This window comes from Paenisporosarcina sp. NPDC076907 (genome assembly GCF_050269735.1).
In the GTDB taxonomy this organism is placed as follows: Bacteria; Bacillota; Bacilli; order Bacillales_A; family Planococcaceae; genus Paenisporosarcina.
This window is the reverse complement of sequence record NZ_JBNNIX010000002.1, coordinates 452,036-472,900: the sequence shown is the minus strand read 5'-3', so window position 1 is coordinate 472,900 and position 20,865 is coordinate 452,036. Positions and strand designations below refer to the sequence as shown.

The following is a 20,865-nucleotide window of genomic DNA, read 5'->3' as shown; positions in this document are numbered from 1 at the left end:
AAAACAAGAAGCTCGTCCAAGAAAAATTGGACGAGCTTCTTGTTTTTATAATTGATCGTCGAAATAATTGACGACGCCATTGTAGATGCCGAGTGAAGCTTGTTCCCTAAAATGTTCAGTCGTCATGGCACGTTCCTCGGAAGGATTGCTGAGGAATCCAAGTTCTATCAAGATGGCTTGTTGACGATTTTCGCGCAACACGAGATAGTTTCCAGGCTGGGCACCGCGGTCTCGCAAGGAAATTTTATTTCCAAGTGCTCGATGAACACTTTGTGCAAGCCCTTTTTGGTAGCCATGCATGTAATACGTAGTGAAACCATTGATTGAGCTGCTGTCAGTTGCATCATAATGAACACTGATAAAAGCATCCGCAGCCAGCTGATGCCCGATTGCCACGCGTTTCCTTAAGTCAACATAAACATCAGAGTCACGTGTCATCACGACATTTGCTCCTGCAGCACGTAGCTTGCTAGCCAGTAATTCAGAAGTTCGAAGTGTTATGCCTTTTTCGTCAGTTCCTCGTGCACCTGTTGTTCCATGGTCATTTCCACCATGTCCAGGGTCAACAACTACAGTGAGTCCATTTAATGTACCTTTTTTACGTTTAGCCTTCGCCTGTTGTTGCTGTGTTTCTTTTTCTGTTGCATCAGTCGAGACAACCCAATTGGCCACATAACCTTTTTTGCCATTTGGGGTATTTACTTCGTACCAGTCACCAGATTGTCCAATCGTTTCAAATGATTCGCCAGCATTTGCTCTATACACGACTCCACCTGAAGTGGAAGGTGTGGAACGCAAATTTGTACCGTTGTACACAATAAAGATATTTTTCGTAGATGTTTTTTTACTTTGTTGTTCAGTTTTCGGTTTTTCTGAAGTTGCAGCAGCTGCAGTTAAAGTCCCATAAAACGAATAGACCCAACCATGTTTTTTGGATGAAAGTTCAATTTTAACCCAATTGTGCTGTTTTTCTACAATTTTATAACGTTCTCCTTTATTGACTGTGACAACTTTTTTTGCCGTTAAGTCCGGTTTGGAACGGACATTTAAACTATTGACAGAAACTTCGAAGTGATCGCCATTCTTCGCACTTTGTTTAGATGGTTTAGAAGAGTTAGCTTGAACCGTTATGTATTCTTTTGATACAAAACCTTTAACTTGATTAAATGAAATTTCTGCCCATTTTCCTTGTTCAGACAATAAAGTTGCTTGATCGCCCGCAGAAAGCTTAGTAAGGACCGCGGCATCAATGGAAGGTTGAGATCGGATATTCAGCCTGTCAACCTTGGAAATGACAAGTTGTCCCGTTTGCTTCTTCTTCTCGCCCAATTGTTTTGTATACCAAGATGCTACCCAGCCCTCAGTCGTCCCTCGACGGACTTTTAACCAATCACCTTGCTCTTCAAGCACCAACATTTGATCGCCCATTTTCAATGAAGCAATAATCGGATAGGCAAGTCCCGGACCAGAACGCAAATGTAAGTTTGATACAATCGACTGGACATTTTGACCTTCAGCTTGTATAGATGAAGGTAGTATAAGAGATAATAATAAAAATAGTGCTACAAGTATTTGCCCATTTTGTCGAAGTTGAAATTTTCTCATAAAACCCCTCCTTTTGTACATTGTAAAGACTGTTGACAGAAAAAACTATACCTTTCTGAAAAAAGGTTGACATCTCAAACGACAGTCATTAAGATAAGGTATAATCTGAATCAAACAAATTGCCAATGACCAAGAAAGTAGCTGTTTAAAACGCTGTTAAGAGAGGGAAAGACGTGGCTGAAATCTTTCCTACAGAAGCACTCAGTGAACAACACTTGATAGGTTTTTCGTCGAAATACCCATGCGGTGCAGTAGGCGAAAACGGAACCGGTCGTTATCCGGACTTGAGAGGACACATGATTTTCGTGTCAATTAGGGTGGAACCGCGGAAGCTAACATTAGCTCTCGTCCCTTGCGTTTATGCGCAAGGGGCGGGAGCTTTTTATATTGTTAATGAAAGGAGCCATTAATATGTCGATTAATGTGCCAAGAGGAACAAAAGATTTACTGCCAGGTGAAACGGAAAAGTGGCAAGCTGTCGAAGAATTAATTCGTGACACTTGCAGATTGTTTCAATACAAAGAAATACGTACACCTATTTTTGAACATACCGAACTGTTCACACGAAGCGTTGGGGATACAACGGATATCGTACAAAAAGAAATGTACACATTTACCGACAGAGGCGACCGCTCATTAACTTTGCGCCCTGAAGGAACAGCATCAGTCGTACGTTCATTTGTAGAAAACAAGTTATTCGGGTTGCCAAATCAACCGGTTAAATTATATTACATGGGGCCAATGTTCCGATACGAACGTCAACAGGCTGGTCGCTATCGCCAATTTGTCCAGTTCGGCATTGAGGCAATCGGCAGTAAAGATCCTGCGATTGATGCAGAAGTCATGGCGCTTGCGATGAATGTGTATAAAAAAGCAGGGTTGAAGAAAATTAAATTGGTCATCAACTCTTTAGGAGATACGGAAAGCCGTCAAGCTCACCGCGATGCACTAATCGCCCACTTCGCTCCGCACATCGAAGAGTTTTGCAAAGACTGTCAAAATCGTCTACAAAAGAATCCTCTTCGAATTCTTGACTGTAAAGTGGACCGGGAAAATCCTTTAATGGGGACAGCTCCTAAGTTACCTGATTACTTAAATGAAGAATCAGCAGCTTATTTTGAAAAAGTAAAACATTACTTAGAGATCTTAGCTATTAAATATGAAGTCGATCCAAATTTAGTGCGTGGTCTTGATTATTACAATCACACGGCATTTGAAATCATGAGTGAAGGCGAAGGTTTTGGCGCCATCACAACTTTGGCCGGCGGAGGACGATACAATGGTCTCGTTGAGGATCTTGGTGGACCAGATGCGCCGGGAATCGGCTTTGCAATGAGTATAGAACGATTATTGCTTGCGTTAGAAGCAGAAGGACAGACATTCACAAATGTAGATTCGCTAGATGTTTACGTCGTAGCTATGGGTGAAGCAGCGAAAGACAAGGCAGTCTCGTTTGTCTCGCAACTTCGTCAAAATGGCATTACAGCTGAAATGGACTACTTGGACCGTAAAGTAAAAGCACAAATGAAATCGGCAGATCGCTTGAACGCTAAATTCTCAGTCGTTATCGGTGATAATGAACTGGAAACGGGCAAAGTATCTTTAAAGTATTTAACTAATGGGTCCCAGCAGGAACTAACATTTGAAGAAATCGTTGAACAGTTTGAAGAAATCGCAACTAGAGCAATGGAGGAATTAGCATGACAAAACGTACACATCCATGTGGAGAAGTAGCAGAACAAGCAATTGGTCAACAAGTGGTATTAAAAGGATGGGTACAAAAAAGACGTGACTTGGGCGGATTGATTTTCGTGGACCTTCGCGACCGTTCTGGAATTGTACAAATTGTTTTCAACCCGGATATTTCACAAGAAGCATTGGCTGTCGCAGACAAATTGCGTAACGAGTTTGTTGTTGAATTAATCGGGGAAGTCGTCGAACGTCAAGAATCACAAGTAAATCCGAACATGAAAACGGGACGCATCGAAGTACAGGCATCTCAAGTGACGATTATAAATGAAGCAAAAAATCCACCATTTGCAATTGAAAACCAAACGGATGTAAGCGAAGACTTACGCTTGAAATATCGTTATCTTGACCTTCGTCGTCCGGTTATGTATGAAACGTTTAAAATGCGCTCTGAAGTAACTAAGTCCATACGTCGTTTCTTGGATGAAGAAACATTCCTAGAAGTAGAAACACCGATTCTTACGAAATCGACACCTGAAGGAGCACGTGACTATTTGGTACCAAGTCGCGTACATGATGGGGAATTTTATGCATTGCCTCAATCACCTCAATTATTCAAACAAATGTTGATGGTGTCAGGATTCGAAAAATACTACCAGATTGCTCGTTGTTTCCGCGATGAAGATTTACGTGCGGACCGTCAACCTGAGTTCACTCAAATTGACATGGAAATGAGTTTCATGTCAATGGAAGATATTCTGGAAATGAATGAACGAATGATGAAAAAAATGATGAAAGACGTCAAAGGCATTGAGATTGAAACGCCTTTCCGACGTATGAAATATACAGAAGCGATGGAGCGTTTTGGCTCAGATAAACCAGATGTTCGTTTTGGTCTTGAGTTGCAAGATGTGTCAGCTTTAGTCGCTGATTCTTCATTCAAAGTTTTTGCAAGTGCAGTTGAAAATGGCGGCCAAGTAAAGGCAATAAATGTCAAAGGTTCAGCTGACAACTACTCACGAAAAGACATCGATGCGTTAGGCGAATTTGCGGGTCGTTACGGTGCAAAAGGTCTTGCTTGGTTAAAAGTGGACGCTGAAGGATTTAAAGGTCCGATTGCGAAATTCTTTGAAGGAGAAGCAGGCGAGAAGTTAGCGCAAACGCTTGAAGCTGAAGCGGGAGATTTACTATTGTTTGTTGCTGATAAAAAATCGGTTGTTGCAGATTCTTTAGGAGCTCTTCGCATGAAGTTAGGAAAAGAACTACAACTGATTGACGAAAGTCAATTTGCATTCTTATGGATTATTGACTGGCCTTTATTTGAATATGACGAGCAGGATGGTCGATACTATGCAGCTCATCATCCATTTACAATGCCTTTCGTGGAAGACATTGAATTAATGGATACGGATCCTGCAAACGTTCGTGCGCAGGCCTATGACTTAGTGTTAAATGGTTATGAGCTCGGCGGAGGATCACTGCGAATTTATGCACGTGACGTACAAGAAAAAATGTTCAGTATTCTTGGTTTCTCTCAGGAAGAAGCGACAGCACAGTTCGGATTCTTACTGGAAGCATTTGAATATGGGACACCACCACACGGCGGTATTGCGTTAGGATTGGACCGATTAGTCATGTTATTGGCTGGTCGCACAAACTTGCGTGACACAATTGCCTTCCCGAAAACAGCTAGTGCCAGCGACATTTTGACGAAGGCTCCAAGTCCTGTTTCGGAAGAACAATTAAAAGATTTATCATTGGCTATCAGTATTCAGAAAAATCTAAAATCGGAAGAGTAAGAGGCTTGAAATTCTAAAATAGATATGATAGGATACTTGTAACACGAATCCTGATGTGTTCGTTAATTGCCAATCGCTTTTGACCGAACAATAAAATCGTCGGGAATCCTCCTTTTATAATGGCTAACATGCCCCCAGGGGACGTTATAAGTTGTAAAGTGGATACCCACCTGCTGTGTGCGGGTTCAAAACGATACGCTTCATAATGACGGCACGATTGGGATTCGTCATACCTTACGTATAACCCCTCTAGCTTGTTTTAGGCTAGAGGGTTTTTAATGAGTCTAATTCCTACTAAAACGATATAGATTGCGAGGACATCAAATGTTACACCAATTTTCACGAAATGAATTAGCGATCGGCACTGAAGGCGTCGAACTTTTAAAGAACACCACCGTTGCCATATTAGGTGTTGGAGGCGTAGGTTCGTTTGCAGCTGAAGCATGCGCGAGAAGCGGCATCGGCAAGATTATTTTGGTCGATAAAGACAATGTGGATATTACAAATATCAATCGTCAATTAGTCGCTTATACATCAACTGTAGGACGCTCGAAGTCCGAGGTTATGAAGGAACGAATTCTGGATATTAACCCTGCCTGTGAAGTTCATGATTTACACATGTTCTACACAGAAGAAACGTATGAAGAATTTTTCAGCCACAACTTGGATTATGTCATTGATGCATCCGACACCATCATCTACAAAATCCATTTGATGAAAGAATGTTTAGCTCGTGGCGTTAAAGTTATTTCAAGTATGGGTGCAGCAAACAAAACCGATCCGACACGTTTTAAAATCGCGGATATTTCAAAAACGCATACAGATCCTTTGGCAAAAGTGATTCGTACGAAACTGCGTAAAGAAGGAATATATAAAGGCATTCCAGTTGTCTTTTCGGATGAAAGTCCAATCGTGGTCAGAGAAGATGTCGTCGAAACGGTCGGCAAGCCTGACGCGAAGATTCGCAAGACAAAAATGCCACCATCATCAAATGCATTCGTGCCGTCCGTTGCCGGTTTAGTGGCAGCAAGCTGGGTCATTAATGATATTACAAAAGAAATTCCGGTAAAACGTGTACGTTCTTAATAAATGAGTGAAGGCAACCCTTTGAAAGAATGAGGGGTTGTTTTTTTGATGGGTTTGTTGTGGAGGGGGAAGTGATTGTGGCAACAATTCGTTCGATAGTGGCAACTTTTCCTGATATTGTAGCAACTTTCATTATGATTGTAGCAACTTTTCTGGATATTGTAGCAACTTTCCTGTTTGCGGGCAACTCACCACATAAAAAAGACCTGAAACGCTCACCGGCGATTCAGGTCTTCTTTCCTTTAAATGATTCCAGCTTCTGATAAATTCCCGCGAGTTTCTTTTCTTCTCCCGCAAGCACTGGGTCATAAAACTTCGTACCGATTAAATTGTCCGGTAAATACGTTTGATTAACCCAACCACCAAATGATCCGATCGGCGTATTATGTGGATACAAATAGCCTTCGTGTCCGAGTGCGGCAGCTCCAGCGTAATGGGTATCTCTCAAATGGCTCGGGATATCGCCAACTTTTCCAGCGTGTATCGAAGCAATGGCAGCGTCAATCGCTTTATACGCTGAATTGGATTTCTCTGATAAACACATTTCCACGACGGCGTTTGCCAAAGGGATGCGTGCTTCAGGTAAGCCCAGTCGCTCGGCAGCCTGAATGCTAGCAAGGACATGTGGACCAACAGAGGGGTTCGCAACGCCGATATCTTCGTACGCCATGACGAGAAGGCGTCTTGAGACGGCAACCAGATCGCCATTTTCAAGTAAGTGGGCTAAATAATACATGGCTGCATTGACATCACTGCCGCGCACGGATTTTTGTAATGCCGACAATAAATTATAAAAATGCGAGCCTTTCTTATCCCCGAAAACGCCGATACGATCGACCAGGTTTTGTACCATTGCATCATCCACAATAGTGACGCCATCTTCTTCATCGGAAGCTGAAACGACCGACTCGAGAATCGTGAGTGCTTTTCGTGCATCTCCGTTAGCGGCTTCCGCAATTTTTAGTTGCTGTTGTTCAGACATCTCAATCTTCTGTCGACCGAGACCTCTCTTTTCATCCTGCAAAGCGCGTTGAATCAGCACCATTAAATCCTCAGCGGTTAAACGTTTTAATTGTTTAATTTCACCGCAACGTGAACGGATGGCGGGATTGACATCATGAAACGGGTTTTCCGTTGTTGCTCCGATCAATACAATTGCGCCGCTTTCCACATGGGGGAGCAGTGCGTCCTGCTGCAATTTATTGAATCGATGGATCTCATCTAAAAATAACAGCACTTTTCCAGTTACACGTGATTCTGCCACAACGTCTTCGACATCTTTCTTGCCTGAGCGTGTCGCATTGAGTGCGATGAACGGAAGATTGCACGTTCCGGCAATGGCATAAGCTAGAGAAGTTTTGCCAATTCCCGGCTCACCGTATAACAACATGGAGGGAACGTGGCCATTTGTAATCATTTTATATAAAGGTGTATGTTTTCCGATGATGTCTTGCTGACCTGCGATTTCATCCAATTTTTGCGGTCTCATTCGATAAGCAAGGGGTTCGTTTTGCATCATGAGTACCTCCTAAATTCGTACATTTGTTCTCTAGTATACGTGTTGCTGTATGAAAAGTCATTTCACAGGCGATTGGTCGGAAATGTGATATACTATGTAGATGAATTTTAAGGATTATACGGGGTGAATAACGTGAGAATTTCGACAAAAGGTCGTTACGGCTTAACGATTATGATAGAGTTAGCGAAACAATTTGGAGAAGGACCAGTACCTCTCCGTCAAATAGCAGCAGACAATGATTTATCAGAAGCTTATTTAGAACAATTGGTTTCTCCACTCCGTAATTCGGGTCTCGTTAAAAGTGTCCGTGGAGCACATGGTGGATACATGCTTTCAAAACCACCTCATTTAATATCTGCAGGGGATGTAATCCGTGTGCTGGAAGGGCCGATTCAACCGGTCGAAGGCATTGAAAACGAAGCACCTCCGCAACGGGAATTATGGCTCCGTATTCGTGATGCCGTTAAAACGGTGTTAGATACAACTACTATTGAAGATTTAGCCAAATATAGTGATACGTCAACTGATGATGGCTACATGTACTACATTTAAGTGCTGTTCAAAAAATCTCAACATTAAAGGTTCTTTGAACATCCTTTATAAAGGAGTTCGACATGAATAGAATTTATTTAGACCACGCAGCGACTTCGCCTGTGCATCCGCAAGTGATCAATAAGTTGGTCGAAACGATGGAGAAAGCTTACGGTAATCCTTCAAGCATCCATGCAACTGGTCGGGAAGCCCGAAAAGAGTTGGACCATGCCCGTACAGTATTAGCAAACAGCATTGGCGCAAAAGATCAGGATATCATTTTGACGAGTGGTGGGACGGAAGCGGATAATTTGGCGATTTTCGGTACGGCTTACGCACGCAAAAATCTTGGGTCACATATTATTACGTCTCAAATTGAGCATCATGCCGTTTTACATGCCTGTGAAAAGCTTGAAAAAGAAGGTTTTGACGTAACTTATTTACCTGTCAATAAACAAGGGCAAGTGTCGATCGAAGACTTTAAACAAGCATTACGTGACGACACCATTTTAGTGACGATTATGCTAGGTAATAATGAAGTTGGCTCCATTCAACCGATCGAAGAAATCGGTCATTTGTTGAAAAATCACCAGGCAACATTCCATACAGATGCTGTACAAGCATACGGTTTGATGCCGATTTCTGTTGAAGATCTTCATGTGGATTTATTGTCTGTTTCATCGCATAAAATCAACGGACCTAAAGGAATCGGATTCCTTTATCAGCGAAAAGGAACAAAATTGTCACCACAACTATTTGGTGGACAACAGGAACGCAAACGCCGTGCTGGTACGGAAAATGTTCCAAGTGTACTGGCATTCGCTGAGGCAGTATCGATTGCGCAACAGACAATGGATGAAAAACAAAAATTGTACCACCATTTCAAAGAAATCATGATTTCCATTTGGAAAGACAAAGGAATTGCATTCCAGTTTAACGGCAATGTACAATCGACTCTTCCGCATATTTTAAACGTTAGCTTTAAAGGAACAGATGTAGAAGCACTTTTGGTCAATTTGGACATGGCCGGACTTTCTGTATCAAGCGGCTCCGCCTGTACAGCAGGTTCAATTGACCCATCTCATGTTCTGGTTGCAATGTTCGGCGAAAATGCAGATGAACTTCGTAATTCGATCCGCTTCAGTTTTGGCTATGGTGTAACAGAAGAAGATATAACGGAAGCTGCGACGAAAACTGCTACCGTATTAAATAGACTTGTGAAATAAATGTAGAAAAAGGTGAAAGAAATGCAACAACTAAAAAGCCCTGCAGAAACACGTGTCGTTGTCGGCATGTCGGGCGGCGTTGATTCGTCCGTTGCAGCATATTTATTGAAAGAACAAGGGTACGACGTCATCGGGATTTTCATGAAAAACTGGGATGACACCGATGAAAACGGTGTGTGTACAGCGACTGAAGATTATGACGATGTAATCAAGGTCTGCAATCAGATCGGTATTCCGTACTACGCAGTGAATTTTGAAAAACAATACTGGGATAAAGTGTTCACTTACTTTTTGGAAGAATACAAAGCAGGCAGAACCCCAAATCCTGATGTAATGTGCAATAAAGAAATTAAATTCAAGGCATTCCTCGAGCATGCGATCAGTTTAGGTGCCGATTATTTGGCAACCGGACATTACGCACAGGTCAAAGATGTGGATGGAGAAACTCAACTTCTTCGCGGACTCGATAACAATAAAGACCAAACATATTTCTTGAATCAATTGAATCAGGAGCAATTATCGAAAGTGATGTTCCCAATTGGTCATCTCGAAAAGAAATTGGTGCGTGAAATCGCTGCTGAAGCTGGATTAGCAACCGCAACGAAAAAAGATTCAACAGGCATTTGTTTTATCGGCGAACGGAACTTCAAGGAATTTTTGAGCCAATACTTACCGGCACAGCCTGGTAATATGGTGACAATGGGCGGGGAAGTCATGGGCCGTCATGATGGTCTAATGTATTATACAATCGGCCAACGTCATGGATTGGGCATTGGTGGAGCTGGAGACCCTTGGTTTGTTCTTGGGAAAAATCTTGAGAATAACGAATTGCTAGTGGGTCAAAACATCCATCACGAAGCGCTATTTTCTGATCAATTAACAGCAGTAAATATGAGCTTTACAACGAATGCACAAAAAGACAAAACATTTTCATGTACAGCGAAATTCAGATACCGTCAGGAAGACGTTAAAGTTGAAGTAGAATTGACGGGAAATAACGGAGCGATTATTACTTTCGCAGAGCCTGTACGTGCAATCACACCTGGTCAAGCTGTTGTTTTATATGACGGGGATGTGTGTCTTGGTGGCGGAACAATTGACGAAGTCATTAAAAACGGCGAGAAATTGACATACGTCGGCTAATGAACAAGGAGTGAGAAGATGAAAGAACTAGAACTTGGCATTGCAGCCATTCAAAATAAAGATTACGAACAAGCAGTGGTGCATTTCAATAATGCAATTGAAGAGGAACCAAATAACCCTCTTGGCTATATTAACTTTGGAAACCTATTGGCACGCATGAATGAAACAGAACGTGCTGAACGCTTCTTCCAAAAAGCCATTACATTGGATGATCAAGCGGCGACAGCATTCTATGGATTAGCTAATTTATATTACGAGCAGGAACGTTATGAAGAAGCGGCGAAGCTTTATGAGAAATCAATTCAGTTTGGTATTCAAGGTGCCGACGCTTACTTTATGTTAGGAAAATGTTTCGAACGTTTAGGAAATCCTAAACTTGCATTGCCTTATTTACAACGTGCAGCGGAACTAGAGTCAACAGACGTTCAAATTCGTCTGTCTTACGGCATTGGGTTAGCAGCTCTTGAAATGTTCAAGGAAGCTGAACCAGAATTTATGTATGTCATTCATGAAGACTTGAACAATGCAGATGCTCACTATAATTTGGGTGTGTTATACGCTGTTTCCACTGAACGTACGGATGATGCGTTGTATCATTTAAAACAGGCGTATACGCTGCAACCTAATTTTGATCAAGCACGTTATGTGTATGACATGATTGCATTAAGAAATTAACCAATTCAGGAGGCGACAGCTTTGCCAAATCAAATCGATTTATTTCAACAAGAACCGATGTATATTACAGGCAAACCTGTCGTCACCATTTTTCATAATTCCTCTAACTTATTCACCATCGTAAAACTTAAAATCAACGAAACAAACTCTACATATGAAGATAAAGAAATCATTGTAACCGGTTATTTCCCTCCTTTGATGAATGAAGAAACATACCGCTTTACAGGCCAAATTAAACAGCATCCAAAATACGGGACACAGTTTCAAGTGGAAACATTCGCAAAAGATGTGCCAGAGACCGAACAAGGCATCATTCATTATTTATCGAGTGACTTATTTCATGGAATTGGTCGAAAAACGGCCGAAACCATTGTCAAGAAGCTAGGAAAAGATGCAATCCGTCTCATTTTAGATGATCCAGAAGCACTTGATGCCGTACCGCGGTTAGCGAAAGAGAAAAAAGAAACGATCCGGATGACGCTTGAGCAAAATCTTGGTTTGGAACGAGTCATGATTCAATTAAATGAATGGGGTTTTGGTCCTCAACTTGCGATGCGAATTTACCAGACTTACCGTGAAGAAACGATTGAAGTGTTGATGAAAAACCCGTTCCGTCTCATTGAGGATGTGGAAGGTATTGGTTTTCATCGCGCGGATGAGCTTGGTTCCAAACTAGGCATGACTGGTAAACATCCTGACCGAATCAAAGCGGCTGTTTTCCACTTGTTGAATACTGCTTCCCTAAGTGAAGGGCATGTTTATTTGCATGCGGAGCATATTTTGCCGAACGTCAAGCAATTACTGGAGTCAAGCCAATTTGAAGAAGTTCCATACGATGCTATTTCGACAGCATGTATGGAACTGGTTGAGGAAGGAAAACTGGCTGGCGAGATGTCTCGTTTTTATTTGCCATCTCTCTATTTTTCTGAAGTTGGCATCGCCTCCAAACTGGAAACGCTGATTCACGAACAACAGGAACGAACGGGCTTTCCAACGTCTGAAATTCGCAAAGCTTTAGGCGAAGCGGAAGAGAGACTTGGGGTTTCTTATGCAGAGACGCAAATCGCGGCCATTGAACTCGGAATGAACGCTTCCGTCATGTTGCTGACCGGAGGACCTGGTACAGGGAAGACCACCGTTGTCAGGGGACTTGTCGAAGTTTACGCTGAATTGCACGGATTGACGCTCGATCCAAAAGAATACGCTAAAAAACAGGAGCCTTTTCCGATTATTTTAGCGGCACCGACTGGCCGTGCAGCAAAACGTTTGAATGAATCTACTGGTCTTCCGTCCATGACCATCCATCGTTTGCTCGGTTTTACTGGTCAGGAAAAAGAAGAAAAAACAGAACGCGATATTAAAGGAAATCTCATCATTATCGATGAAATGTCTATGGTCGATACATGGCTTGCCCATCAATTGCTAAAAGCAATTCCTGAAGGAGCACAAGTGATATTCGTGGGTGATCAGGATCAATTGCCTCCTGTTGGACCAGGTCAAGTCTTGAAAGATTTGCTTGCATCTAAACGCATTCCAACGGTGGAACTAACGGATATATATAGACAATCTGCAGGTTCATCCATTATCGAACTTGCACATCAAATGAAAAAAGGGCAATTGCCTCCGAATCTAATTGATAAAACAAGTGATCGATCGTTCATAAAAGCAGGTCCTGAGCAAATCTCTAAAGTGGTTGAACAAGTCATCAAAAGTGCTTTGGCTAAAGGCCATACTATAAAAGAATTGCAAGTGCTGGCACCCATGTATAAAGGTCCTGCAGGCATTGATGCACTCAATAAAATGATCCAGCAAATGGTCAATCCAAATGATACGAAAAAGCGTAAGGAAATTGTTTTCGGTGAAACGACTTATCGAATTGGCGATAAAGTACTGCAACTTGTCAATCAGCCGGAAAGCCAAGTGTATAACGGCGATATGGGCGAAGTCATCAGTATCTCGAAAGCCAGCGAAAATGTCGAGAAACAGGACATGTTGGTTGTATCTTTCGAAGGGATTGAAGTAACTTATCAACGGAATGATCTGGGACAGTTGACGCTCGCTTATTGTTGCTCGATTCATAAATCGCAGGGCAGTGAGTTTCCAATCGTCATCATGCCGGTTGTCCGCAGTTACATGAAAATGCTAAGACGAAATTTACTGTATACAGGGATAACACGCGCTAAAAACTTTCTCATTCTTTGTGGGGACGCAGATGTCTTCAAATTTGGTATCGAGCGCAATGATGATCTTGCGCGTCTAACCTCACTGAAAGAACGATTAAGTGAAGAGGCAGTGCCTGTTACTGAACCGATTGTCGAGGATGAAAGCAGTGAAGTTGTGAGTGAAGTTGCTGATGAGAACGAAAAGGAAATTTCTTTGACAGCTTCGAACCATTTGACGATTCATCCTTTAGTTGGCATGAACGGCACCACTCCTTATGACTTTTTAGAAAAAGCTGAATGACGCGTATGTAAGTTAAATATTGAGTAGAAGTTGTATATGGAAATCAGGCAGGGACAGCCACTTCGCTTTCCGTGGGCTTGGCTTCAGGTATAATTCAATTAATGTGACGGATGATACTCCGTAAAACAGCTGCGCTTTTCGCCTGCTTGTGCCAAACTAACTCGAACTAAGCGTTCGAGTAGTTTGGCACTTCTCTTTTCCCGCTGGAGTCTCTGCGGTTTTTCTCCATATCTCATAAAAAGAAGAAAGAGAAAATTTCCATTTGGAATGAGTTCGAAATTAGGAGATAATTGGATAGTTGCAACCAAATCTCGAAAGTCGCAACCAAATTAGGAAAGTTGCAACGAAATCGGTAAAAGTCGCAACCAAATTAGGAAAGTTGCAACGAAATCGGTAAAAGTTGCAACCAAATTCGAAAAGTTGCAACCAAATCAAAAAAGGTAATCTCATTTTTGAAGAGTTGTTCCAAAACCCTTGAGAAACTGATCCAAATCTGCTCATTAGTTGTAAAATAAAGTTACTAAATCAATTTTAAATGAAAAACGATACTATATTTGCCATCAACATCGATTTCCAGAGAGCGAAGACAAAACAATTCCCCAACATATTGTGACTTGTAGAAAATGAAAATTGAAAAGAGGTGTGCGATGATAAAAGCAGTTATTTTCGATTTTGATGGGCTGATTATTGATACGGAGACTATTTGGTATGAAGCATTTAAAGAAGCCCTCAGTCAGTTTGAGGTAGACTTGAGCATTGATCAATTTGCGTTGGTCATTGGCACGGATGATACGGTCTTGAATCAATACATGATGGACAATTTAAAAGAGTCGACAACTATTACTGAAGTCCGTGAAATAGCACTTAATCTATTTCACGAAAAAATTGGACAGCCTATTTTAAGAGAGGGAGTAGAAGATTATTTAATTGCCTCTAAAGAAGCGGGGCTAAAAATTGGATTGGCTTCAAGTTCAGAAAGAAGTTGGGTAGAAAAGTATTTGAAGCAGCTTCACATTCTTCCTTATTTTGAAGTAATTAAAACAAGAGATGATGTAACATCCGTTAAACCGGATCCAGAACTATATTTGCAAGCCATCCAAGCATTAGGTGTGAAACCAGAAGAAGCAGTAGCATTTGAAGATTCCTTAAATGGATTGAAGGCGGCTCGAGCAGCCGGCTTGAAGTGTGTAATCTTCCCGAATCCGGTAACAACCAATCTTGCTTTTGAAGATTACAGTTTAAGGTTTTCTTCGATGGCGGAACGACCTTTGCTGCTAATCCTTAAAGAAATAGTGTAATAACTGTCTATGGTACAGGCTCAACAGCAGTATTTTTTCGTATACTTAACAAAAGGCATTTGACACAGCCGAATTTGTTTTTTATAATTCAAACAAATGAATGAAAACGTTGATGGAGAAAGTACATTTGTGAAGCTTGTAAAAGAAAGAGGTTCCTTGGCTGAAAGAACCTTCAAGTGGATGTTATGGAAAGCTACTCCTGAGTGCAGCTAATCACTGCCGTGAGCCGCGTTAAGGCATAATCGAGAGACAGCAAATTCGTTTGCTGTAACTAGGGTGGTACCGCGAATTGAAGCCTTCGTCCCTTTTTTAGGGATGAGGGCTTTTTCTATTGTCTAAACTTCCAGGACCAGCTCTTCCCGCAAGCGCCAGCAGGCTTCTCGACTCACGACTCAAAAGGTCAGTGTCTAGTTTTACAGGCCATTCCGCTTTTAAGCTCTACATCTTCGTCTTCGGATTCAGATGTTTCAGCCCCTGAGTCGGATAAGAGCGACCTGTTCAACATTTCATGGTGTCGAGCTGAACATGCGCTTTATGCTTTCTAATATAAGGAGGAATACTTAATGAAAACTGCAGCAGAAATCCGTCGTATGTATTTGGACTTTTTTATTGAAAAAGGTCATGCACTGGAACCAAGCGCACCACTAGTACCAATTAACGATAACTCACTACTTTGGATCAACAGTGGTGTAGCGACGTTGAAGAAATATTTTGATGGACGAGTGATTCCTGACAATCCACGTATCACGAATGCACAAAAATCAATTCGTACAAATGACATTGAGAATGTCGGTAAAACAGCTCGTCATCATACGTTCTTTGAAATGTTAGGGAACTTCTCAATTGGTGAATACTTCAAAAAAGAAGCAATTCACTGGGCATGGGAATTTTTAACGGACAAAAAATGGATCGGATTTGATCCAGAATTGTTATCCATCACAGTTCACCCAGAAGATGAAGAAGCATACGCAATCTGGAGAGACGAAATCGGTATTCCAGAAGCTCGTATCATTCGCTTAGAAGGGAACTTCTGGGATATTGGGGAAGGTCCAAGTGGTCCTAACTCAGAAATTTTCTACGACCGTGGCGAAAGCTATGGCAACGACATGACGGATCCAGAAATGTATCCAGGTGGGGAAAATGATCGTTACTTAGAAATTTGGAACTTGGTGTTCTCGGAATTCAACCATAATCCAGATCACACGTACACACCGCTTCCAAAACAAAACATTGATACAGGAATGGGTCTTGAACGTATGGCTTGTGTCGTACAAAATGTTCCAACGAACTTTGATACAGATTTATTCATGCCAATTATTCGCAAAACTGAAGAAGTATCCGGTAAAACTTACGGCAATGGTGGAGCCGATGACTTAGCGTTTAAAGTGATTGCTGACCATACACGTACAGTTGCTTTTGCAATTGGTGACGGAGCACTTCCTTCAAATGAAGGTCGCGGCTATGTATTACGTAGATTATTGCGCCGTGCAGTTCGTTTTGGTAAAAACCTAGGAATTGACCGTCCATTCATGTTCAACCTAGTACCGATTATCGGCGAAATCATGAAGGATTTCTATCCAGAAGTAGAAGCTAAACAAGACTTCATCATGCGTGTAATTAAAAATGAAGAAGAACGTTTCCATGAGACATTACAAGACGGTCTTGGCATTTTGTCTAATGTCATTTCGACTCAGCAAGCAGCTGGTCTTTCAATCATTCCAGGCAGTGACGCATTCCGTCTATATGACACATACGGTTTCCCTGTTGAGTTAACGGAAGAATATGCTGAAGAAGTTGGCATGACAGTTGACCATGAAGGTTTTAAAGCATCACTGGAAGCTCAACGTACACGTGCTCGTTCAGCTCGTAAAGATGTTGATTCCATGCAGGTGCAGTCAGAAGTGTTAGGGAATATTAAAGAAGAAAGTCAATTTATTGGCTACGATACGACGGCAGTTTCATCAAAAGTCCTGGTAATCGTTAAAGATGGAGAGCGTGTCAACCTTGCACAAGAAGGCGATGAAGTAAAAGTCATACTTGATCAGACTCCTTTCTATGCAGAAAGTGGCGGACAAATCGCCGATCACGGAAATATCGAGAACGATTTATTCAAAGGATTTGTGAAAGACGTTCAAAAAGCACCAAACGGACAAAATCTTCATACTGTAGTGATTGAATCTGGAGAACTTTCAGTTGAAGCTGACGTAACTGCGACTGTTGATCAGACACAACGCAAGTCTACAGTCAAAAATCATACAGCGACACATTTACTACACCAAGCGTTAAAAGACGTGCTGGGTACACATGTAAACCAAGCTGGTTCTTATGTTGGTCCAGATCGTTTGCGATTTGATTTCTCTCATTTCGGCCAAGTAACGAAAGAAGAATTGCTGACGATCGAACAACAAGTGAACGAGAAAATCTGGGAAGACATTCAAGTGGTTACCGGCTATCATGGAATTGACGAAGCGAAGCAAATGGGTGCAATGGCATTGTTCGGTGAAAAATATGGCAATATCGTACGAGTTGTTTCAATTGATCGATATTCACTAGAGCTTTGTGGCGGATGTCACGTAAGCAACACTTCTCAAATCGGTTTCTTCAAACTTGTTAGTGAGAGTGGAATTGGTGCAGGTACACGCCGAATTGAAGCTGTAACAGGAAAAGCAGCATACCAGCTTGTAAAAGAAGAAGAGAGCATCTTAGAAGAGGCGGCTTCTGCTTTAAAAGCAAACTCAAAAGATGTTGTGGCTCGCGTGCAAGGCTTGCAACAGGAACTTCGCCAAGTTCAACGTGAAAATGAATCATTATCTGCTAAAATCGCCAATAGCCAAGCATCTTCCATTTTGGAAAAGGCACAGCAAATCGATGGTGTGACAGTATTGTCTGCTCGCGTTCAATCAAAAGACAACAACCAGCTTCGTCAAATGATGGATGATCTTAAAACGAAAATGACTGAAGCGGTTATTGTGCTTGGAGCATCTGAAGGTGATAAAGTAATGTTGATTGCCGGTGTTACAAATGACTTAACTGGCGGAAAGTATCACGCAGGGAATATTGTGAAACATGTTGCTGAACAGTGCGACGGCAAAGGTGGCGGTCGTCCCGATATGGCAATGGCTGGTGCGAAAGATTCGTCGAAACTTGATGGAGCGTTACAATCTGTGTATGATTATGTCAAATCCGTTTAATAAAAAGTTGAAATCGGTTATACTGAACAAGTAACGAAAATATGCTTGTACAAGACAATCAGATTTTACTCCGAAAGCGAGGTGCTGATCATGAGTTCATTTGACAAGACAATGAAGTTTAATTTTCCGGAAGAGTCCATGGAACAAGAAGTGAAGCAAGTTATGCTTCATGTCCATTCGGCGCTTGAAGAGAAAGGGTATAACCCAATCAATCAAATTGTCGGCTACTTACTTTCGGGTGATCCGGCATATATTCCTCGCCACCAGGATGCACGAAATTTAATCCGTAAGCTTGAGCGTGATGAAATCTTAGAAGAGCTTGTAAAGTTCTACATCAAGAAGAATAACGAGGCATAAGTTATGAGAGTAATGGGCTTGGACGTTGGGACGAAAACTGTTGGTGTCGCAATTAGTGACGCTTTCGGTTGGACCGCCCAAGGGATTGAAACCATCAAAATTGATGAAGCGAACGAAAAATTCGGTATGGAACGTATTGCCGAGTTGATGAAGTTGCATGAAGTATCATCGTTTGTGGTTGGATATCCGAAAAACATGAATAATTCGATCGGACCACGCGCCGAAGCTTCTGAACGATATGCGGAATTGTTGCGTCAAACATTTGAAAAACCCGTTTTTCTATGGGACGAACGTTTAACAACATCCGCTGCGGAAAAGATGCTGATCAGTGCAGACGTCAGTCGGAAAAAACGCAAAGAGGTCATAGATAAAATGGCCGCAGTTATGATTTTACAAGGCTATCTAGATAGTCAATCTATTAAGAGGTGATTACACATGGACCACGGTCAACAAAACATTACAGTAGTAGACGATAACGGTAACGAACAACTATGTGAAGTACTATTTACATTTGAATCAGATGAGTTCAGCAAATCTTACGTACTATACTATCCACTAGGTGCGGAAGAAGATGAGAACGAAGAAATCGAAATTCACGCTTCTGCTTTCACACCATCTGAAGACGGAAAAGATGGCGAATTAATGCCGATCGAATCTGACGAAGAGTGGGCTATGATCGAAGAAATGTTAAACACTTTCTTAGAAGAAGAAGAGGAAGACGAAGAGTAGAATTAATTTCAAAACACAGCCTGCCCCCGCATGGGACAGGTTGTGTTTTTTTGATTCTATTAACTAAACTGTATAGTACATACAAGAGAGTGCATTAACGATGAGTAACCGCAGGATTAGCACTTTGCAAGAATGAGACCCCCAAGTAAGTAGTTTTTATCCTTGTTGGCATATGCGGAGCATGAAACTAGCGCAAATATATGATAACCGAATTATAATGGTAAGCACGTATCATATTAGTAGAGGAAGCGATCCTATTAGGTAGAATGATGAATATACATTCTGCCTTTTTCTTTTTGATAATAATCTTGTATAATAAATGTCAGATAGAGGGGGTTAACCCGTGGAGAATGAAACAAAAAAAGATATTATGTTTAAACGCATGAAGGAAAAGAAAAAAGAAGTGAAAATTGTCAGACGTATCGTGCTTGCAATCGTTTTGATTGTATTGATTGGTGGAGGAATTACAGCTTATAGTGGATACAAGTATGTAAAAAGCGCATTGCAGCCAGTCGATGAAAAATCGGAAGAAATCATTCCAGTCAAAGTCGAAATTGGTTCGAACCTCGATTCGATTGCAGCGCTACTTGAAAAGAATGAAATCATTAAAGATGCGCGTATCTTCAAATACTATGCGAAGTTCAATAATGAATCAGATTTCCAAGCAGGTGATTATGGCTTAACCAAATCGATGACTTTTGACGAATTAATTGAAAGTTTGAAGTCCGGTAAAGTATACCGTGAACCAATCTTCTCAATGACAATTCCTGAAGGCCGTACGCTAGAAGAAATTGCAACGCGTGTGGAAGAAAAAACATCGTATACGTCCAAAGAATTCTTGGATCTTGTCACAAATCCGGATTTCATTGATCAGATGATTGCCAAATACCCAAATATCTTGACGGAAGACATAAAAGGTCCGGATCTTCGTCATGCATTGGAAGGGTATCTATTCCCGGCAACCTATTCTTATTATGAAGAAAATCCTTCTTTAGAATCCATTGTCGATCAAATGTTGAGTAAGACTGCAAACACAATGGCACAATACACAGACCAGCTTGCTGAAGAACAAAAATCTGTTCATTGGTTGTTAACATTTGCCTCACTGCTAGAGGAAGAAGCAACAGCAGATACAGATCGCGAAATGATTGCAAGTGTTTTCAATAACCGCATGGAAGAGAAAATGCCTTTGCAGACAGATCCAACTGTTCTATATGCCTTAGGTGAACATAAAGACCGCGTGTTGTATGATGATTTAGAAATCGATCACCCATACAATACGTATAAAATTCAAGGATTGCCACCTGGCCCGATTTCCAATCCAGGAATAAAGTCTATCGAAGCGGTTCTGAATGCACCGGAATCCGAGAATTTTTATTTCCTTGCTGATAAAGAAGGTGTCAATCATTTCTCGAAAACGTATGACGAACATTTAGCGAAAATTGAACAATATTTACGATAATCGTGACAAGATTGTCACCATTATCGCAGAAAGAAAGGAAGGCTATCGCTTTCCTTCTTTTTTTATGATAAGATTGGGTGTAATTTTTGTGC

17 protein-coding genes, 1 other RNA gene and 2 other annotated features are annotated in these 20,865 nt (G+C 41.5%); of the genes, 16 read left to right on the top strand and 2 right to left on the bottom strand.

Translation table 11 applies throughout. From position 1 onward, the window contains the following. Nucleotides 1-45: 45 nt before the first annotated feature. Nucleotides 46-1,605: an SH3 domain-containing protein gene (locus ACQKEV_RS10080; protein ID WP_427445438.1), complete on the bottom strand. Its 1,560-nt coding sequence runs from the start codon at nucleotides 1,603-1,605 to the stop codon at nucleotides 46-48. Nucleotides 1,606-1,721: 116 nt separating this feature from the next. After that, nucleotides 1,722-1,961: a binding site (T-box leader), on the top strand. Between the two features lie 55 nt (nucleotides 1,962-2,016). On the opposite strand from ACQKEV_RS10080, the gene hisS reads away from it, so the two are divergent. From hisS to ACQKEV_RS10055, 5 genes are all read left to right on the top strand, one after another. Then, on the top strand, nucleotides 2,017-3,309 hold the full coding sequence (gene hisS / locus ACQKEV_RS10075) for a histidine--tRNA ligase (RefSeq protein WP_427445441.1): 1,293 nt from the start codon (nucleotides 2,017-2,019) through the stop codon (nucleotides 3,307-3,309). Then, nucleotides 3,306-5,093, top strand: a complete 1,788-nt coding sequence (gene aspS, locus ACQKEV_RS10070) for an aspartate--tRNA ligase (protein ID WP_427445444.1) — start codon at nucleotides 3,306-3,308, stop codon at nucleotides 5,091-5,093. Before hisS ends, aspS begins: the two co-directional genes overlap by 4 nt. A gap of 44 nt (nucleotides 5,094-5,137) precedes the next feature. Next, nucleotides 5,138-5,321, top strand: a non-coding RNA gene (ssrS, locus tag ACQKEV_RS10065) — 6S RNA. A gap of 96 nt (nucleotides 5,322-5,417) precedes the next feature. Further along, on the top strand, nucleotides 5,418-6,179 hold the full coding sequence (locus tag ACQKEV_RS10060; RefSeq protein WP_427445447.1) for a tRNA threonylcarbamoyladenosine dehydratase: 762 nt from the start codon (nucleotides 5,418-5,420) through the stop codon (nucleotides 6,177-6,179). A gap of 77 nt (nucleotides 6,180-6,256) precedes the next feature. Beyond that, nucleotides 6,257-6,442, top strand: a complete 186-nt coding sequence (locus ACQKEV_RS10055) for a hypothetical protein (protein ID WP_427445449.1) — start codon at nucleotides 6,257-6,259, stop codon at nucleotides 6,440-6,442. Here the strand turns inward: ACQKEV_RS10055 and ACQKEV_RS10050 are convergent. Further along, nucleotides 6,406-7,695 carry a replication-associated recombination protein A gene (locus tag ACQKEV_RS10050; protein ID WP_427445451.1) on the bottom strand — a complete coding sequence of 430 codons (1,290 nt, stop codon included), beginning with the start codon at nucleotides 7,693-7,695 and terminating at the stop codon, nucleotides 6,406-6,408. The two genes, ACQKEV_RS10055 and ACQKEV_RS10050, sit on opposite strands and share 37 nt — an antisense overlap. Before the next feature lie 135 nt (nucleotides 7,696-7,830). On the opposite strand from ACQKEV_RS10050, the gene cymR reads away from it, so the two are divergent. The 11 genes from cymR (at nucleotide 7,831) to mltG (ending at nucleotide 20,773) form a co-directional block, all read left to right on the top strand. Next, nucleotides 7,831-8,250, top strand: a complete 420-nt coding sequence (gene cymR, locus ACQKEV_RS10045; protein WP_427446240.1) for a cysteine metabolism transcriptional regulator CymR — start codon at nucleotides 7,831-7,833, stop codon at nucleotides 8,248-8,250. A gap of 62 nt (nucleotides 8,251-8,312) precedes the next feature. Next, nucleotides 8,313-9,455 carry a cysteine desulfurase family protein gene (locus ACQKEV_RS10040; protein ID WP_427445454.1) on the top strand — a complete coding sequence of 381 codons (1,143 nt, stop codon included), beginning with the start codon at nucleotides 8,313-8,315 and terminating at the stop codon, nucleotides 9,453-9,455. 21 nt (nucleotides 9,456-9,476) lie between these two features. Continuing rightward, complete coding sequence (gene mnmA, locus ACQKEV_RS10035; RefSeq protein ID WP_427445455.1) at nucleotides 9,477-10,598, top strand: tRNA 2-thiouridine(34) synthase MnmA; 1,122 nt, start codon at nucleotides 9,477-9,479, stop codon at nucleotides 10,596-10,598. An 18-nt stretch (nucleotides 10,599-10,616) separates the two neighbouring features. Then, on the top strand, nucleotides 10,617-11,273 hold the full coding sequence (locus ACQKEV_RS10030; RefSeq protein ID WP_427445457.1) for a tetratricopeptide repeat protein: 657 nt from the start codon (nucleotides 10,617-10,619) through the stop codon (nucleotides 11,271-11,273). A 21-nt stretch (nucleotides 11,274-11,294) separates the two neighbouring features. Next, nucleotides 11,295-13,736 (top strand): SF1B family DNA helicase RecD2, encoded by a 2,442-nt coding sequence (gene recD2, locus ACQKEV_RS10025; protein WP_427445459.1) that lies wholly within the window; start codon nucleotides 11,295-11,297, stop codon nucleotides 13,734-13,736. A gap of 647 nt (nucleotides 13,737-14,383) precedes the next feature. After that, complete coding sequence (locus ACQKEV_RS10020) at nucleotides 14,384-15,034, top strand: HAD family hydrolase (RefSeq protein ID WP_427445462.1); 651 nt, start codon at nucleotides 14,384-14,386, stop codon at nucleotides 15,032-15,034. 100 nt (nucleotides 15,035-15,134) lie between these two features. Next, nucleotides 15,135-15,343, top strand: a binding site (T-box leader). A 254-nt stretch (nucleotides 15,344-15,597) separates the two neighbouring features. After that, nucleotides 15,598-18,225, top strand: coding sequence for an alanine--tRNA ligase (gene alaS / locus ACQKEV_RS10015; RefSeq protein ID WP_427445465.1), 2,628 nt, complete (start codon nucleotides 15,598-15,600; stop codon nucleotides 18,223-18,225). Between the two features lie 90 nt (nucleotides 18,226-18,315). Next, nucleotides 18,316-18,582: an IreB family regulatory phosphoprotein gene (locus tag ACQKEV_RS10010; protein WP_016426845.1), complete on the top strand. Its 267-nt coding sequence runs from the start codon at nucleotides 18,316-18,318 to the stop codon at nucleotides 18,580-18,582. A 3-nt stretch (nucleotides 18,583-18,585) separates the two neighbouring features. Beyond that, nucleotides 18,586-19,011, top strand: a complete 426-nt coding sequence (gene ruvX / locus ACQKEV_RS10005; protein WP_427445468.1) for a Holliday junction resolvase RuvX — start codon at nucleotides 18,586-18,588, stop codon at nucleotides 19,009-19,011. A 6-nt stretch (nucleotides 19,012-19,017) separates the two neighbouring features. Next, nucleotides 19,018-19,311 (top strand): DUF1292 domain-containing protein, encoded by a 294-nt coding sequence (locus ACQKEV_RS10000; RefSeq protein ID WP_269925223.1) that lies wholly within the window; start codon nucleotides 19,018-19,020, stop codon nucleotides 19,309-19,311. A 343-nt stretch (nucleotides 19,312-19,654) separates the two neighbouring features. Beyond that, nucleotides 19,655-20,773, top strand: a complete 1,119-nt coding sequence (gene mltG / locus ACQKEV_RS09995; protein ID WP_427445472.1) for an endolytic transglycosylase MltG — start codon at nucleotides 19,655-19,657, stop codon at nucleotides 20,771-20,773. The last annotated feature ends 92 nt before the right edge of the window (nucleotides 20,774-20,865 follow it).

What these genes read in the sequence shown, in the direction of transcription:
- ACQKEV_RS10040 (WP_427445454.1), top strand. Translation starts at nt 8,313, where the DNA reads ATGAATAGAATTTATTTAGACCACGCAGCGACTTCGCCTGTGCATCCG.
- hisS (WP_427445441.1), top strand. Translation starts at nt 2,017, where the DNA reads ATGTCGATTAATGTGCCAAGAGGAACAAAAGATTTACTGCCAGGTGAA.
- ACQKEV_RS10000 (WP_269925223.1), top strand. Translation starts at nt 19,018, where the DNA reads ATGGACCACGGTCAACAAAACATTACAGTAGTAGACGATAACGGTAAC.
- ruvX (WP_427445468.1), top strand. Translation starts at nt 18,586, where the DNA reads ATGAGAGTAATGGGCTTGGACGTTGGGACGAAAACTGTTGGTGTCGCA.
- ACQKEV_RS10030 (WP_427445457.1), top strand. Translation starts at nt 10,617, where the DNA reads ATGAAAGAACTAGAACTTGGCATTGCAGCCATTCAAAATAAAGATTAC.
- ACQKEV_RS10020 (WP_427445462.1), top strand. Translation starts at nt 14,384, where the DNA reads ATGATAAAAGCAGTTATTTTCGATTTTGATGGGCTGATTATTGATACG.
- ACQKEV_RS10050 (WP_427445451.1), bottom strand. Translation starts at nt 7,695, where the DNA reads ATGCAAAACGAACCCCTTGCTTATCGAATGAGACCGCAAAAATTGGAT.
- mnmA (WP_427445455.1), top strand. Translation starts at nt 9,477, where the DNA reads ATGCAACAACTAAAAAGCCCTGCAGAAACACGTGTCGTTGTCGGCATG.
- ACQKEV_RS10080 (WP_427445438.1), bottom strand. Translation starts at nt 1,605, where the DNA reads ATGAGAAAATTTCAACTTCGACAAAATGGGCAAATACTTGTAGCACTA.
- aspS (WP_427445444.1), top strand. Translation starts at nt 3,306, where the DNA reads ATGACAAAACGTACACATCCATGTGGAGAAGTAGCAGAACAAGCAATT.
- ACQKEV_RS10010 (WP_016426845.1), top strand. Translation starts at nt 18,316, where the DNA reads ATGAGTTCATTTGACAAGACAATGAAGTTTAATTTTCCGGAAGAGTCC.
- ACQKEV_RS10060 (WP_427445447.1), top strand. Translation starts at nt 5,418, where the DNA reads ATGTTACACCAATTTTCACGAAATGAATTAGCGATCGGCACTGAAGGC.
- alaS (WP_427445465.1), top strand. Translation starts at nt 15,598, where the DNA reads ATGAAAACTGCAGCAGAAATCCGTCGTATGTATTTGGACTTTTTTATT.